The sequence below is a fragment of the Lysobacter sp. A378 genome, assembly GCF_054052125.1.
This window is the reverse complement of sequence record NZ_JBSVRK010000001.1, coordinates 1-13,855: the sequence shown is the minus strand read 5'-3', so window position 1 is coordinate 13,855 and position 13,855 is coordinate 1. Positions and strand designations below refer to the sequence as shown.

Below are 13,855 nucleotides of genomic sequence, written 5' to 3'. Positions count from 1 at the left end.
TGTCGTCGGCGTTGCCGACGTTCACGCGGATCCCATCACTGCCCTGCCGTCAGACCCAGCCGCGCGCCGCCAGCGATACCGGCGGGCCATCGGCAATCACGAAGTGATCCAGCAACCGCAAATCGACCAGCGCCAGTGCCTGTTTGAGGCGGGCGGTCACCGCGCGGTCGGCGGCGCTGGGCTCGGGATTCCCGCTGGGGTGGTTATGGCCCACGATCACCGCCGCAGCGTTGTGGGCCAGCGCCCGCCGCACCACTTCGCGCGGGTGTACCTCGGCGCCGTCGATCGTGCCCCGGAACAACTCTTCGAAGGCGATCGCCCGATGCCGGGTATCCAGGAACAGGGCCGCGAATACCTCGTGGGGCAACCCGCGCAGGCGCTGGGCGAAGTAGCGGCCGGCTGCCTGCGGATCGCTGAGTGCGATACCGCGCTCCAGTTCCGCCGACAGGTGCCGGTGACCCAGCTCCAGTGCTGCCGCCAGCATGCACGCGCGCGCCGGGCCCAACCCGGGAAGCTTTGCCAGTTCCGCCGGTGCGCGCTCCAGCAAGGCGCGTAGTGGCCCATGCGCGGTCAACAGTTCGCGCGCCGTGGTCACCGCGTCGCGTCCGCGCAGGCCGGAGCCAAGGAAGATCGCCAGCAGCTCCGCGTCGGACAACACCCCGACACCGCGCGCCAGCAGTTTTTCCCGTGGGCGTTCGGAGGCGGGCCAATCTCGTATATGCATGGGTGGCCTCGAAGGCTGGAAAAGTGAAGCGGGGACGGAACACTGGGACGAACCACTGGGACGAACCAGGTCCACAGCCCAGGCGTCCGGCGGATTGGGGGATCGCGCCGGGCATTTTTCCGTCCCCGCTTCGGGACGCATTCACCGTGCCGCATTGTCCCGGTGCCTGACATCGGAACCGCCCTTCGCGTCGGGTAAGCTAAGGCTTGGTCCCGCAGTAGGAATTTCCCCAACGTGTCAGCGCTCCAAGGACAAAAGATCCTGCTGTGCGTGTGCGGCGGCATTGCCGCGTACAAGGCGGCGGAGCTGGTCCGCCGGCTCGGTGCATCGGGTGCACAGGTGCAGGTGGTGATGACCGACAATGCCCGGCGGTTTGTTGGCGCAGCCACTTTCCAGGCGCTGTCGGGCCGTCCCGTGCGCACGTCGTTGTGGGATGAGGCCGCCGAAGCGGCGATGGGTCATATCGAGCTGGCGCGATGGCCCGACCGGATCCTCATCGCACCGGCCACCGCCAACATCATCGCCAAGCTGGCCCACGGATTCGCCGACGACCTGGTCAGTACGCTGTGCCTGGCGACCGATGCGCCGCTGGCGATCGCACCGGCCATGAACCGGCTGATGTGGGCGAACGCGGCGACCCGGGCCAACGTTGAAACCCTGCGCGAACGCTCGGTGATGGTTCTGGGCCCCGGCGCGGGTGATCAGGCCTGCGGCGAGGTGGGCGAAGGTCGCTTGCTGGAGCCCGATGAAATCGTTGCCGAGCTGGCCCGGGCCTCAGCGTGAAGCCCGGGACGCTGGCGGGGCGTCATGTCGTGGTGAGCGCGGGTCCCACCTATGAGGACATCGATCCGGTGCGCTTCCTGGGCAACCGCAGTAGCGGAAAGATGGGTTTTGCCATCGCCGCCGCCGCCGCCCGTCGTGGAGCCCAGGTCACCCTGGTTGCCGGACCGGTGGCGCTGGCAACCCCGGCCCAGGTCACCCGGGTGGACGTACGCTCGGCCGCGCAGATGCACGCTGCGGTGATGCAGGCCTTGCCGGCGCAGGTGTATGTCGCCGCCGCCGCCGTCGCCGACTTCACCCCCGCGCAGGTCGCCACGGCAAAGATCAAGAAGCAAGCCGGCGGTGAAGGATTGACCCTGCAGTTGGTGCGAACCCGGGACATCCTGGCCGACCTGGTTGGGAGTCCATTGCGGCCTCGCCTGCTGGTCGGTTTCGCGGCCGAGACCGATGATGTCGAGCGCCATGCACGCGCCAAGTTGGTCGACAAGCAGCTGGACCTGATCGCTGCCAACCGGGTCGGTTTGCCCGGCTCGGGTTTCGCGGCGGACGAGAACACCCTGGTCGTTTACGGCGCCGGCTTTGAGTACCCGTTGGGCACCGCATCCAAGCACGAACTGGCCGACCGCCTGCTGGACCTGGTCGTCAGGCAGTTGCCGGCGATACCTCCACAGACATCGCGGATTATCTGATGCACCACACCCTGGAACTGAAGATCCTTGATCCAAGATTTGGCGATTGCTGGCCACTACCCGAATACGCCACCCCCGCCAGCGCCGGTCTGGACCTGCGTGCGGCGCTTGACGACGCGCTCACCCTGTTGCCGGGCGCTACGGCGCTGGTTGCTTCAGGCTTGGCCATCCACATTGGCGACCCCGGTTTGTGCGCGGTGATCCTGCCCCGCTCCGGGCTGGGCCACAAACACGGCATAGTGCTGGGCAACGGCACCGGTCTGGTCGATGCCGATTATCAGGGTCCGTTGATGATCAGCGTCTGGAACCGGGGCGATCAGCCTTTTACGATGGCGCCTGGGGATCGTATCGCCCAACTGGTGGTCCTGCCGGTGGTGCGGGCGCAGCTGCAGGTGGTGGAGGAATTCGCCGCACATGAATCTGGCGACAGCGTCCGTGGAACCGGTGGCTTTGGCCACACCGGCGTCCGCTAGGCGCACTCGCGTTAGGTACTGAAGGGGAAGTCATGGTTGATATGAAATTTACCCGGCCCGAGCTGTCGCTGGAGCCGCTCAAACCGTTTTTGCCACTGGTGGCCGGGGTCTGCGCGCTGCTGGCGCTGTGGTTTGCCTGGAGTGGCTGGCAGCAGCATGGCGACGCCAACCGCCGGATGGTGCTGGAACAATCGCGCGACACGGCGGTGCAGGCGACAGCGGCCACGCTGGCGGCTGAGCGGGAGCGCTTCGCCCAGCGGTTGGCCGACCCGGTGCTGGCGGCCGCCGTGGCAGCTGGCCAACTCGATCACGCGGCCGAGTTGCTGGTCAAGGACTGGCCCGGTGCCAGCGACGCGGCGCTGGTAAATCCGGCGCTTGATTCCGGCTACGCCGCCCTGCCGGAAGGGGGCTACGGCCGTCTGGCGGTGCTGGAGTCGGCATTGGCGGAGGGCCAGCCGGTCAATGCTGTCATTCGTGGTGATGGCAAGAACCGGCTGGCGCTGGCGGCGCCGGTAAACCGCGACGGCGAGCCGGTTGCCGTGGCTTTGGTCTACCTGCCACTGGAGCGGCTCACCTCGCCGTTGGTGGCGGTATCGGTGGCCAATGACACCTACCTGGCGCTGCGCCAGGGCAACTACAATATTGTTGAACGCGGTGACGTCGGCCTGGCCGGCGGCGCCGAGGTTCTGGCGGTCAAGGTACCGGGCAACGATATGCGCATCGCCGCCGCCGCCCCGCGCGTTGCCGCTGCGCCTTTCGGCCTGGGCCCGCTGGGTTGCGGCATCCTCGCCGCATTGCTGGCATTGCTGGGTGTGCTGTGCTGGCGCGGGCCGGCGATAGTGGCGCGGCGTCAGGCGGCTGGAAATGACGAGCAGGACGATACCGGGGAGTCGACGCTGACCCTGGCGGAATCGATGGGGGAGAACGCGTCCCCGGACGCCGGCACCGCCACGACAAAGGCGGCTGGCATTGCTTGCGCGCCGGTTGCACTGGATCGGGGCATTTTCCGGGCCTATGACATCCGCGGCGTTGTCGGCCAGAGCCTTGACCTGGGCGTGGCCGAGCTGATTGGCCATGCCATTGGCTCGTTGATGCACGACAAGAATCTGGAAGAAATCGTGGTGGGCCGTGATGGGCGCTTGTCCGGCCCCGACATGGTCACCGGGTTGATCGCGGGGCTGCGCAGGGCGGGCCGCAATGTGATCGACATCGGCCTGGCACCCACGCCACTGGTTTATTTTGGCGCCTATCACCTGAAGACCGGCTCCTGCGTCTCGGTCACCGGCAGTCACAACCCGCCGGACTACAACGGCTTCAAGATCGTGGTCGGCGAGGAGACTTTGTCGGGTGAGGCGATCACTGACCTGTATGCGCGCATTGCCGAGGACCGGCTGCATGTCGCGCCGGTCGAAGGCAGCCTGGAACAGCGCACCATCGACGATGACTATGTCCGGCGGGTCGCCTCCGACATCCAGCTTGATCGCGCGCTGAAGGTGGTGGTTGACGCCGGCAATGGCGTCGCCGGCGAGCTCGGGCCGAGGGTGCTCACGGCGATCGGAGCCGAGGTGGTGCCGCTGTATTGCGAGATCGACGGCACCTTCCCCAACCACCATCCCGATCCCAGCGAGCCGCAGAACCTGGCCGACCTGGTGCAGATGGTCGAGCGGCTGGATGCCGACCTGGGCATCGCCTTCGATGGTGATGGCGACCGGCTGGGCGTGGTTACCCGCGACGGCCACAACATCTTCCCCGACCGGCTGCTGATGCTGTTCGCCGCCGACGTGCTGGAACGCAACCCCGGGGCACAGATCATCTTCGATGTGAAGTGCACCGGCCGACTGCCAGGCTACATCCTGCGCCACGGCGGCAGCCCGCTGATGTGGAAGACCGGCCATTCGCTGATCAAGGCCAAGATGCGCGAGACCCAGGCCGAGCTGGCCGGCGAGATGAGCGGTCACTTCTTCTTCAAGGAGCGCTGGTACGGCTTTGACGACGGCATTTATGCGGCCGCCCGCCTGCTGGAAATCCTGGGTGGACAAGCCGACCGTCCCAGCGACCTGCTCGATGCATTGCCCGATGGCGTGGCCACGGCCGAGATCAAGGTCGCCGCGCCGAACGACGACCCGCACGCGTTTGTCGATCAGTTCATTGCCAGTACCAGTTTCGATGCCGCGCGGTTGACCACCATTGATGGCCTGCGGGTTGACTGGCCCGACGGATGGGGGCTGGTGCGTGCCTCCAACACCACGCCGGTACTGGTGATGCGGTTCGATGCCGACAGCCAGGCGGCGATGGCCCGGATCAAGGGCGTCTTCCGGGAGAAGCTATTGGCGGTTGACCAGGACCTCGAGCTGCCCTTCTGACCCGGCAGGGCCCGCCGGCTTCAGTTCCCGGTAACGGGAGAGTGCGGCGCTGAGCTCCTCGTCGATCGTGCCGAGCTCACGTTGCCGTGCCTCCAGCAACTGCTGGTGCCCGCGCAGCGCCTGGTGCTGGCTCGCGATGTTGCCCGCCAGCGTCTTGGCGACCGGCTTTTCCGCCAGTTCCGCTTGTCCTGCCCGCTGTAACAGGTTCAGCAGGCTTCGCCGCGTGCTCTTTATCCCGATCCGGGAAGTCTCGATGTTCGACTCGATCACCTCGATGCGGTTCTTGAAGTTCTGCTCCAGCTCCACGTCCGTGGCGAACGACGCCACCATGGCGTTTTCCTGTCGGGTCTGCGAGGCGTTGACGCGCGCTGCCTCCTTGCCAAGCAAGGCTTGCGCCCGGGCGACCTTGAGTTCCGCCTCGGTCGGCGCACGTTGCACCTGCTTGGTCGCCATGCCGCTGACGCTGAATTCGGTGCGTGCGTTGTCGACCGCGCTGGCGGGCAGCGCGTCGCCACAGACCTTGCCGGTTTCGGTCTGCCAGCAATAGATCTTCTTGGCTTCCGTTTTCTGGGCCAGCGCCGGCGCGGTCACCAACAGCAGGCCGACGGCGAGCGCCTGGATGATGGATCGGGGCGGAAGATTGTTCATGTCGGGCATCTACCTGTCGCTATCACCTGACAGATAACGCAAGAGTCGGGCCAAGCCGTGCGCCCCGCAGCTCAGTCGTCCGGGCCGCCGCCGTAGCGTGCGCGATAGGCCAACAGGCGCTCGTGGTGGTCGCCCAGCGCTCCCGAGCCGGACACCAGGGCGAGAAGGTCGTCCAGGCTGGCGACCGCGACGACCGGGAGGCTGTGCTCCAAAGCGACAGTTTGTGCCGCCGAGCGTCGGCTGTGCGCCGGGTCCACGGCTTCCTGCCGGTCCAGTGCGATCACGATCCCGGCCGTGGTGCCGCCGGCGCGGTCGATAATGCCCAGCGCTTCACGGATCGCGGTTCCGGCGGTGATCACGTCATCGATCACCAACACCCGCCGGCCTTCCATCGAAGCACCGATCAGACTGCCGCCTTCGCCGTGGGCCTTGGGCTCCTTGCGGTTGAAGGCCACCGGCAGGTCACGCCCACGATGGGCGTATTCGCAGGCCAGCGCCGTTGCCAGCGGGATGCCTTTGTAGGCCGGCCCGAAGATCAGGTCGAACTCGATCCCCGCCGCATCGATGGCGTCGGCGTAGCAGCCGGCCAGCGTGGCCATCGAGGCACCGGAATCAAACCGCCCGGCATTGAAGAAGTACGGGCTGACGCGACCGGATTTCAACGTGAACTCACCGAAGCGCAGCGCGTCTACGCGCAACCCAAGTTGCAGGAATCGGGTGCGATGGTCGTTCATGTCAGCTGGGTCCAGGCAGGGAGGGTGGATCGGTGGCGGGTTTGTCCAAATGACAGAGCATCAGCCGTTGAGGTCCCGCAGGGCCGCCGGGATAGAGCTCGCCGGTGTCACGAAACCCGGCGCGGGCATACGCGGCGCGGGCGACAATATTGTCGCAGTTCACCGTCAACGCCAACAGCCGACGCAGCGGGTAACGCCGCAATGCATCGGCGCAACACACCCGGATGGCGCGTGTACCCAAACCCCGGCCCTGATGCTGGCGATCGATCACGAATGCTCGCAAGCCCAGGTGTGGCCGGTCGAGGCGACGACCGGTAACGGCGCGCGGCGCGCGATCGAGTCGATAAAAGCCGACCAGCTGGCCCGCGTGCAGGATCGCCATTGCATCGCTGAGCCGGTCACGCTGCGCATCGGCCAGGTTGAAGACGATGTCACCGACAAACGCCGATTGTCCTGGGGCGACCCGCAGGCGCCGTATCGCGGCGACGTGGGTGGCGTCGGCCACCACCACCACCTGGATGTCCGCCGGCTCGTGCATGCGACCGATGATAAGACACCCGTTGGCCTTCACGGCGGGGACGTGGTGCTGCGCGTGCCATGGCGGCATTGTTATGATCGCCAATCCCCCATCGCGGAGCGCACCTTGCGCATTATCAGCTTCAACGCCAACGGGTTGCGCTCGGCGGCCCGCAAGGGTTTTTTCGACTGGTTCCGCGAACAGGACGCCGACGTGTTGTGCGTCCAGGAGACCAAGGCGCAAGAGCACCAACTTCACGGCCCCGACGGCCTGGATCCGGCGTTCCTGCCCGATGGCTATCGTGCCTTCTTTCGCGATGCGACCACCAAAAAGGGATACAGCGGGGTGGCGATCTACAGCCGGCGTGAGCCCGACGAGGTCCGTGCCGCGCTGGGCTGGGCGCCTTTCGACGAGGAAGGGCGCTACATCGAGGCGCGTTTTGGCAACCTCAGCGTGGTGTCGTTCTACATACCGTCGGGTTCCTCGGGCGAGCTGCGCCAGGGTTTCAAGTTCGAGGTGATGGACTGGCTCCAGCCAACGCTGGACGAGTGGCTGGCCAGCGGTCGCGACTACGTGCTGTGCGGCGACTGGAACATCGTGCGCACCGCACTGGATATCCGGAACTGGAAATCGAACCAGAAAAACTCCGGCTGCACGCCACCGGAGCGTGAGTGGCTCAACGGCCTGTGCGGGCCGGGTCAGGGCGACCGCCCTGGCTGGACCGACGCCTATCGGGCACTGCACCCCGAGGGTCAGGATTACACCTGGTGGAGCAACCGCGGCGCGGCTTATGCCAACAACGTGGGTTGGCGGCTCGATTACCAGCTGGTGACGCCCGCGCTGGCGACGCGGGTGCAGGCGTGCTCGATCCTGCGTGAGCCGCGGTTCTCCGATCACGCGCCATTCGTCGTGGACTACCGGGGAGAGTTGGGTTGAGCGCTGCCGCAGCGGCCCCGGCTCCGGCCAGGCCCAAGGGTTGGCGCGGCATCCTGGCCGCGTTTGGCACGCCATCGGCGGGGACCATGTTTTTCCTGGGATTTGGGTGTGGCCTGCCGTTCCTGTTGGTCGGCTACACCTTGTCGATCTGGCTGCGCGAGTACGGGCTGGAGCTGAGCACGATCGGCCTGCTCAGCTACGTCAGCATGTTCTATGTGTTCAAGTTCCTGTGGGCGCCGTTGATCGACCGCTGGAACGCCCCGTTGCTGGGTGTGCTTGGCCGGCGCCGCGGCTGGCTGGTGCTGGCGATCGCGGTGCTGATCGCGGCCTTGGCCGGGATGGCCTTCACCGGGCCGGTGCAACTGGCCACCTTTGTCGGCCTGGCCGCGCTGACCGCGTTTGCCGGCGCCACCCAGGACACCGTGGTGGATGCCTACCGGATCGAGATTGCACCGGTCCACGCCCAGGGCGCGCTGGCCGCCACCTATACGCTCGGTTACCGCATCGGATTGATCGTGTCGGGCGCGGGCGCGCTGTATATCGCCGAGTTCAGCGGCTGGCGGATCGCTTACCTGACCATGGCCGTGGTGTTGCTGTTGCCGCTGGTGGCGGTACTGCTGGCGCGCGAACCGGTAGATATCCAGGTGCGTGAGCGCAAGAGTTTTGGCGAGGCATTCGTCGGCCCGTTCAACGAGTTCTTTCGCCGCCACGGGGTGGTAGTGGCGATCGCGCTGCTGGTGTTCGTCGGCCTGTTCAAGCTGCCCGACCAGATGCTCGGCGTGGTCGCCGGACCGTTTTATATCGACACCGGCTACAGCAAGGCCGAGATCGCGACCGTATCGAAGTTGTACGGGGTCTGGATCGGGATTGCCGGCGCCTTCCTGGGCGGCGTGTCGGTGGCGGCGCTGGGCATGCGCCGCTCCATTTTGATTGGCGCGCTGGCACTGTCGTTGTCGAACCTGCTGTACCTGCTGATGGCCATGAACCCCAGCCAGACCTGGGCGTTTGTGGCGGCGTTGTCCGGCGACAATCTGGCCTTGGGATATGCCGGCGTGGTGCTGATCGCGTTCCTGTCGGGGCTGACCAGCCGGGAATTCACGGCAACCCAGTACGCGCTGCTGGTCTCCCTGGCCAACATGCCGGGTAAGATCATCGGCGGGATGTCGGGTTTCATGGTCGAGAAATGGAGCTACGTCGGCTTCTTCGTGTTCAGTTCGCTATCGATCGTGCCGACCCTGATGTTGCTGGCCTGGCTGTGGCGGCATACCTATCTGTTCGAATCCAGGGAGTGACGGCGCGATGATCCTCGGCCACGGGCGGTACGCGTTCATGCAGGATCGGGCCACGGCGTTACCGTGTCGAAGGAGGTTGTCATGAGCGAAACCGTGCTACTCGATATCGACATGTTGTTGCTGGAGCGCATCCGCCGGGTTGCCAGTGCAAACGGATGGAGCCAGAAGCAGACGCTTATCCATTTGCTGGAACACGGATTGTTTTCCTGTGAAGCAGGTGTGGGGCCGGGGTTTGATGACTCCGACGCCGATGCGCTGCAGGCGGCGATCATGGCGCTGGAGCAGATCGACAACGATCCGGGCTTTTCGTTGATCGGCCGTGCTGAGTCTTCCGGCGCGGAAGCAGACGCCGCGAGCGATGCGCTTGATGACGGTCGTGGTGGTGCGCCGGTCGAGGCGCCAGGTGACGCCCTGCCTCAAGCGGCAGGGTAGATTGCGCCCAGTACCCGCGGACCCCTCGCGCCGGTGACGCCGGGCAGGTTGCCGGGTTGGCCGGAAAGGGTCCGTCGGGCCAGCCAGGCAAACCCCATCGCCTCGACGAAATCCGGGTCCAACCCATGCGCGGCGGTGGACTCGATCAGCATCCCTGGCAGCCGCGCACCGATGTGTCCGAGCAGGCGAGCGTTGTGTACGCCGCCGCCGCAAACCAGTACCCGTCGGGTTTCCGGCTGAAGCGTGAGCAGTGCATCGGCAATGGTGGCCGCGCTCAGCTCCAGCAAGGTCGCCTGGACATCCTCGGGCCGTTCCGTGCCCGCCAGACGGCCCAACAGCCATCCCAGATGGAACTGCTCGCGGCCGGTGCTCTTGGGTGGTGGCAGTGCAAACCAGGGATCGGCCAGTAAACGTTCCAGCAGCGCGACGTCGACCGTTCCGCGCGCGGCGAACGCGCCGCCCGCGTCGTACGGCTGGCCCAGCTCCTGTTCGCACCAAGCGTCCATCAACGCGTTCGCCGGACCGGTGTCGAAGCCGCGAACACTCATGCCGCCTGCGCTTGGATCACCGGCGGGCAACAGGGTGAAATTGGCGATTCCACCCAGGTTGAGAACCGCACGATCCTCATAGGGCGAGTGCAACATCGCCGCATGCAGGCCGGGCAGCAATGGCGCGCCTTGGCCACCGGCAGCCACGTCGCGGCGTCGGAAGTCGGCCACCGTGGTCATGCCGCTGCGCTCGGCAATCAGGTTGCCGTCGCCGAGTTGCCAGGTAAAGGGTTGGTTGCCATCGAGCAGCGCCCCGTTCGGGCGATGACGCACGGTCTGTCCGTGCGAGCCGATGGCGCATATTCCCGATGGTGCGATGCCGGCATCGCTCACCAGTTGTACCGCAGCGTCTGCGAAGGCTTCCGCAACCTGCACATCCAGGGTGCCAAGTTCTTCGACCGATTGAGCCGCGCCGCCCTGGCCCAGGGCAACCAGTCGGGAGCGTACCAGGGCATCCCAGGGATAGGTGCGGCCCAGCAGCAGGGAGCAGTTGGAGCCGTGGAAGCGGACCAATGCCGCATCAATACCATCGGCGCTGGTGCCGGACATCAGGCCGATGAACAGCTCGTTGCTGTCCAAGGCGACCGGGGTCGGGTCAACCGGGCCCGTGCGGGCGTTGCCTGCCATCCTGGCTCAAGCCTTCTGGTCGGCCCCGGCCGTTGGCTTGGGCGAGGGCGTCTTCGTCGAGGCAACCCGTGCGTTGCCCTCCAGCAGCTCCTCGACCTGGCGAATCCGGGCCAGCGCCGGTGCGGTCTGGGCGCGGAACGCAATCAAGGCGGCGCCCTTCAATGGTTCCGGCGGCGGCATGGTCACGGTCAGCGGATTGCGGTGAACCCCGTTGACCCGGAACTCGTAATGCAGGTGCGGACCGGTCGCCAGTCCGGAGCTGCCGACATAGCCGATCACCGTGCCTTGTTTGACGCTGGCGCCGCGTTTGTATTTGCTGAAGCGCGACATGTGGGCATACAGCGTGGTGTAGCCCTTGCCGTGGTCCAGTACCACGGTGCGACCGTAGCCACTCTTCCAGCCGACAAACTTCACCCGGGCATCGCCGGCGGCCATGATCGGAGTGCCGCTGCCGGCACCGTAGTCGACTCCCTGGTGGGCGCGGGTGCGTCCCAGGATCGGGTGCTTGCGTGCCGTGGTGAAGCCCGATGTGACCCTCGCATAGGGAATGGGCATGCGGATAAAGGCCTTCTTCAGCGGTCGACCATCGGCGGTGTAGTAGCCGATGTTGCCATCGCGCTCGAAGCGGAAGCCGGAATAGGTCTTGCCGCCCGTGGTGAACGTCGCCGCGAGGATGTCGCCGTTGCCGATGCGCTCGCCCTCGCGCCAGATCTGGTCGTAGACAACGCTGAAACGGTCGCCCTTTTGTGCATCGGTGAAGTCGATGTCGTACTGGAAGATCTCGTCGGTCAAGGTGGCGATCGAGTTCGGGGACAGGCCTGCCTTGCGTGCCGCGGCATACAGCGAGCTGCTGATCTCGCCGGTGGCCACGGTGCTGCGGCGCTGGCTGGGCCGCTTGATCACCGTCTGTTCGATCTGCTCACCGTCCAGCCGGAGCTCGATGCGGTGGCTGGCGTCGCGATCATAACGGAGCCCGCGCAACGCACCGTCGGTGTCCAGCTCGAAAGCGAGCTCCGCGCCCGGGCGTAGCCGGGTCAGCACCTGCTTGGTATCAGGCAGGTCGAGGATCCGGTACATGGTGCTGGCCGGAACCCCGACCTGCTGGAACAGCGCGCCCAAGGTCTGGCCCGACTGCACCTGCACCAGTTGCCATTCGTCGTCCGGATGCGCGTGGGCCTGTTTCAATGTCAGCGGCGGCAGCGGCAGCGCAGTGAGATGCCGTGGCGCCTGCGAGGTATCAGACCCAAGGTTTCCGAACCCGGGTACGATTGCCGCCACGAGCATGCCGATGGTGGCAAACAGACTTGCCTGCATCCATTGGCGTCGTGTCCAGCGGCCGGTGAATCCGTCGGGCAGGTGTCGGGCCAGGACCGGTCGGTAGAGGGCGGCGTCGCGGAGCTTTTTGAGGCGCTGGCGCCGATCTGGACCGGAATCTGGTGCTGTCATTCGGAGGCTACCTGCGCGCAAGTGTGTGAAGACGCTGTCACGGCGTTACGATAAGGACGCGAGGAGTATGCGTCAAACCCTTGAGCTGAATAGGGTTTTCCCCACGGGGTTCCCGATCGGCAAGTTATTTCACATTTATGATCGTGATTGCAACACGGTCATGATCCAGCCAGCGAGATTCCTTGTGTCTGCACAACCCACACCCTCCCCGGACGCCGCACTGGCTTTGATCGAGCGCGGCGCAGACGAGCTGCTCAAACGCGACGAGCTGGCTACCCGTCTGCAACTTGGCCGCCCGTTGCGGATCAAGGCCGGCTTTGACCCTACCGCGCCGGACCTGCATCTGGGTCATACCGTGCTGCTCAACAAGTTGCGGCAGTTCCAGGACCTCGGTCATCAGGTGATCTTCCTGATCGGTGACTTCACCGGGATGATCGGTGATCCCAGTGGCAAGAACGTCACCCGCAAGCCCCTGACCCGCGAGGACGTGCTGGCCAATGCCGACACCTACGCCGAGCAGGTGTTCAAGGTGCTCGATCGAGACAAGACCGAAATACGCTTCAATTCCGAATGGTTTTCCAGGATGACGGCGGCCGACATGATCAAGCTCGCGTCTCGCCACACCGTGGCGCGGATGCTCGAGCGCGATGATTTCGCCAAGCGTTACGCCGCACAACAGCCCATTGCGATCCACGAGTTCCTGTACCCGCTGGTTCAAGGCTATGACTCGGTCGCGCTGGAGGCCGATGTCGAGTTGGGCGGTACCGATCAGAAGTTCAACCTGCTGATGGGGCGTGGCTTGCAGGAAGCCCACGGTCAGCCGCCGCAGGTGGTGCTGACCATGCCGTTGCTGGAAGGGATCGACGGCGTGCAGAAGATGAGCAAGTCGCTTGGCAACTACATAGGCATCAGCGAGCCGGCGCTGGAGATCGTCACCAAGGTAATGAAGATCGATGACGCGTTGATGTGGCGTTGGATCGAGTTGCTCAGCTTCGAGATATCGATTGCCGAGGTCGCCGCATTGAAGGCGCAGATCCAGGCGGGGCAGCTGAACCCGCGTGACGTGAAGTTGCGGCTCGGCCGCGAGCTGGCCACACGGTTCCATGATGCGGCCGCGGCCGATCTTGCCATCGCCGGCTGGAACGCGGTGGTTCGCGGACAGGGGGATACCGCCCAATTGCCGCTTCGGGACCTGGTGGTGCCGGCCGAAGGGCTGCGCATTGCCGCGGCGTTGACCGCTGCCGGATTGACATCAAGCAACTCTGAGGCCAATCGCAAGCTCAAGGAGCGGGCGGTGCGGGTCGATGGCGAAGTAGTGGAAGACGCGGGACGTACGTTCGCCCCCGGTTTCGAGGGTGTCCTTGCCGTGGGTAAACGGACCTTTGCCAGAGTGCGACTGGTTGCAGCCTGAGAGCAGGAGCCGGTTTTCGCGAAACCGCTTCCCTGTTCATCTCCACTGGTGCAGACTACGCGGCCGCGCTGACCCGGATGAGCAGGACGGCGGAGCGGGTTGATGGGTTGCGGGGTTCACGAGGTGTTGACGTGCCCTGAAAACCGGTTAAGATGGTCGGCTCGACGCAGCAACACCGGGTCGGGGCAGCGGGAAAAAATCAGGCGAACAAGGTGTTGACGTTCTCCGGATCCGC

The 13,855-nt window shown here is 65.6% G+C and carries 12 protein-coding genes and 1 pseudogene; 7 read left to right on the top strand and 6 right to left on the bottom strand.

The window, feature by feature from the left end:
* Positions 1-49: 49 nt before the first annotated feature.
* Positions 50-724: a RadC family protein gene (gene radC / locus ACW7G1_RS00065; RefSeq protein ID WP_456962890.1), complete on the bottom strand. Its 675-nt coding sequence runs from the start codon at positions 722-724 to the stop codon at positions 50-52.
* A gap of 234 nt (positions 725-958) precedes the next feature.
* Here radC and coaBC point away from each other — a divergent pair.
* The 3 genes and pseudogenes from coaBC (at position 959) to ACW7G1_RS00050 (ending at position 5,029) form a co-directional block, all read left to right on the top strand.
* A pseudogene (coaBC, locus tag ACW7G1_RS00060) lies at positions 959-2,193 on the top strand (bifunctional phosphopantothenoylcysteine decarboxylase/phosphopantothenate--cysteine ligase CoaBC).
* A complete protein-coding gene (gene dut / locus ACW7G1_RS00055; RefSeq protein WP_456977734.1) occupies positions 2,193-2,666 on the top strand; it encodes a dUTP diphosphatase in 474 nt (157 codons plus the stop codon). The pseudogene coaBC and the gene dut overlap by 1 nt, the downstream one beginning before the upstream one ends.
* Positions 2,667-2,707: 41 nt before the next feature.
* Positions 2,708-5,029, top strand: a complete 2,322-nt coding sequence (locus ACW7G1_RS00050; RefSeq protein WP_456978789.1) for a phosphomannomutase/phosphoglucomutase — start codon at positions 2,708-2,710, stop codon at positions 5,027-5,029.
* Here the strand turns inward: ACW7G1_RS00050 and ACW7G1_RS00045 are convergent.
* The 3 genes from ACW7G1_RS00045 to ACW7G1_RS00035 all read right to left on the bottom strand — a co-directional run bounded on the left by ACW7G1_RS00045 (position 4,991) and on the right by ACW7G1_RS00035 (position 6,949).
* Entirely contained in the window at positions 4,991-5,677 is a 687-nt protein-coding gene (locus ACW7G1_RS00045; RefSeq protein ID WP_456977733.1) for a hypothetical protein, read from the bottom strand. The two genes, ACW7G1_RS00050 and ACW7G1_RS00045, sit on opposite strands and share 39 nt — an antisense overlap.
* Before the next feature lie 71 nt (positions 5,678-5,748).
* Positions 5,749-6,411, bottom strand: coding sequence for an orotate phosphoribosyltransferase (gene pyrE / locus ACW7G1_RS00040; protein ID WP_456977731.1), 663 nt, complete (start codon positions 6,409-6,411; stop codon positions 5,749-5,751).
* Position 6,412: 1 nt separating this feature from the next.
* A complete protein-coding gene (locus ACW7G1_RS00035) occupies positions 6,413-6,949 on the bottom strand; it encodes a GNAT family N-acetyltransferase (protein WP_456977730.1) in 537 nt (178 codons plus the stop codon).
* 105 nt (positions 6,950-7,054) lie between these two features.
* Between ACW7G1_RS00035 and ACW7G1_RS00030 the strand changes: the two genes are divergently transcribed.
* The 3 genes from ACW7G1_RS00030 to ACW7G1_RS00020 all read left to right on the top strand — a co-directional run bounded on the left by ACW7G1_RS00030 (position 7,055) and on the right by ACW7G1_RS00020 (position 9,588).
* A complete protein-coding gene (locus tag ACW7G1_RS00030; RefSeq protein WP_456977729.1) occupies positions 7,055-7,864 on the top strand; it encodes an exodeoxyribonuclease III in 810 nt (269 codons plus the stop codon).
* Entirely contained in the window at positions 7,861-9,156 is a 1,296-nt protein-coding gene (locus ACW7G1_RS00025) for an AmpG family muropeptide MFS transporter (RefSeq protein ID WP_456977728.1), read from the top strand. Before ACW7G1_RS00030 ends, ACW7G1_RS00025 begins: the two co-directional genes overlap by 4 nt.
* A gap of 81 nt (positions 9,157-9,237) precedes the next feature.
* Complete coding sequence (locus ACW7G1_RS00020) at positions 9,238-9,588, top strand: hypothetical protein (RefSeq protein ID WP_456977727.1); 351 nt, start codon at positions 9,238-9,240, stop codon at positions 9,586-9,588.
* On the opposite strand, the gene ACW7G1_RS00015 is transcribed toward ACW7G1_RS00020, so the two are convergent.
* Both ACW7G1_RS00015 and ACW7G1_RS00010 read right to left on the bottom strand, forming a co-directional pair.
* Entirely contained in the window at positions 9,573-10,685 is a 1,113-nt protein-coding gene (locus ACW7G1_RS00015) for an anhydro-N-acetylmuramic acid kinase (RefSeq protein WP_456978787.1), read from the bottom strand. The two genes, ACW7G1_RS00020 and ACW7G1_RS00015, sit on opposite strands and share 16 nt — an antisense overlap.
* A gap of 84 nt (positions 10,686-10,769) precedes the next feature.
* Complete coding sequence (locus ACW7G1_RS00010; RefSeq protein ID WP_456977726.1) at positions 10,770-12,209, bottom strand: peptidoglycan DD-metalloendopeptidase family protein; 1,440 nt, start codon at positions 12,207-12,209, stop codon at positions 10,770-10,772.
* Between the two features lie 184 nt (positions 12,210-12,393).
* On the opposite strand from ACW7G1_RS00010, the gene tyrS reads away from it, so the two are divergent.
* Positions 12,394-13,620 (top strand): tyrosine--tRNA ligase, encoded by a 1,227-nt coding sequence (gene tyrS, locus ACW7G1_RS00005; protein ID WP_456977725.1) that lies wholly within the window; start codon positions 12,394-12,396, stop codon positions 13,618-13,620.
* Positions 13,621-13,855 lie beyond the last annotated feature (235 nt).

Bases quoted from the DNA above. Each gene is read 5' to 3' on its own strand.
- ACW7G1_RS00015 (WP_456978787.1), bottom strand. From the start codon at position 10,685: ATGTCCGGCACCAGCGCCGATGGTATTGATGCGGCATTGGTCCGCTTC.
- dut (WP_456977734.1), top strand. From the start codon at position 2,193: ATGCACCACACCCTGGAACTGAAGATCCTTGATCCAAGATTTGGCGAT.
- ACW7G1_RS00050 (WP_456978789.1), top strand. From the start codon at position 2,708: ATGAAATTTACCCGGCCCGAGCTGTCGCTGGAGCCGCTCAAACCGTTT.
- ACW7G1_RS00020 (WP_456977727.1), top strand. From the start codon at position 9,238: ATGAGCGAAACCGTGCTACTCGATATCGACATGTTGTTGCTGGAGCGC.
- ACW7G1_RS00045 (WP_456977733.1), bottom strand. From the start codon at position 5,677: ATGAACAATCTTCCGCCCCGATCCATCATCCAGGCGCTCGCCGTCGGC.
- pyrE (WP_456977731.1), bottom strand. From the start codon at position 6,411: ATGAACGACCATCGCACCCGATTCCTGCAACTTGGGTTGCGCGTAGAC.
- radC (WP_456962890.1), bottom strand. From the start codon at position 724: ATGCATATACGAGATTGGCCCGCCTCCGAACGCCCACGGGAAAAACTG.
- ACW7G1_RS00010 (WP_456977726.1), bottom strand. From the start codon at position 12,209: ATGACAGCACCAGATTCCGGTCCAGATCGGCGCCAGCGCCTCAAAAAG.
- ACW7G1_RS00035 (WP_456977730.1), bottom strand. From the start codon at position 6,949: ATGCACGAGCCGGCGGACATCCAGGTGGTGGTGGTGGCCGACGCCACC.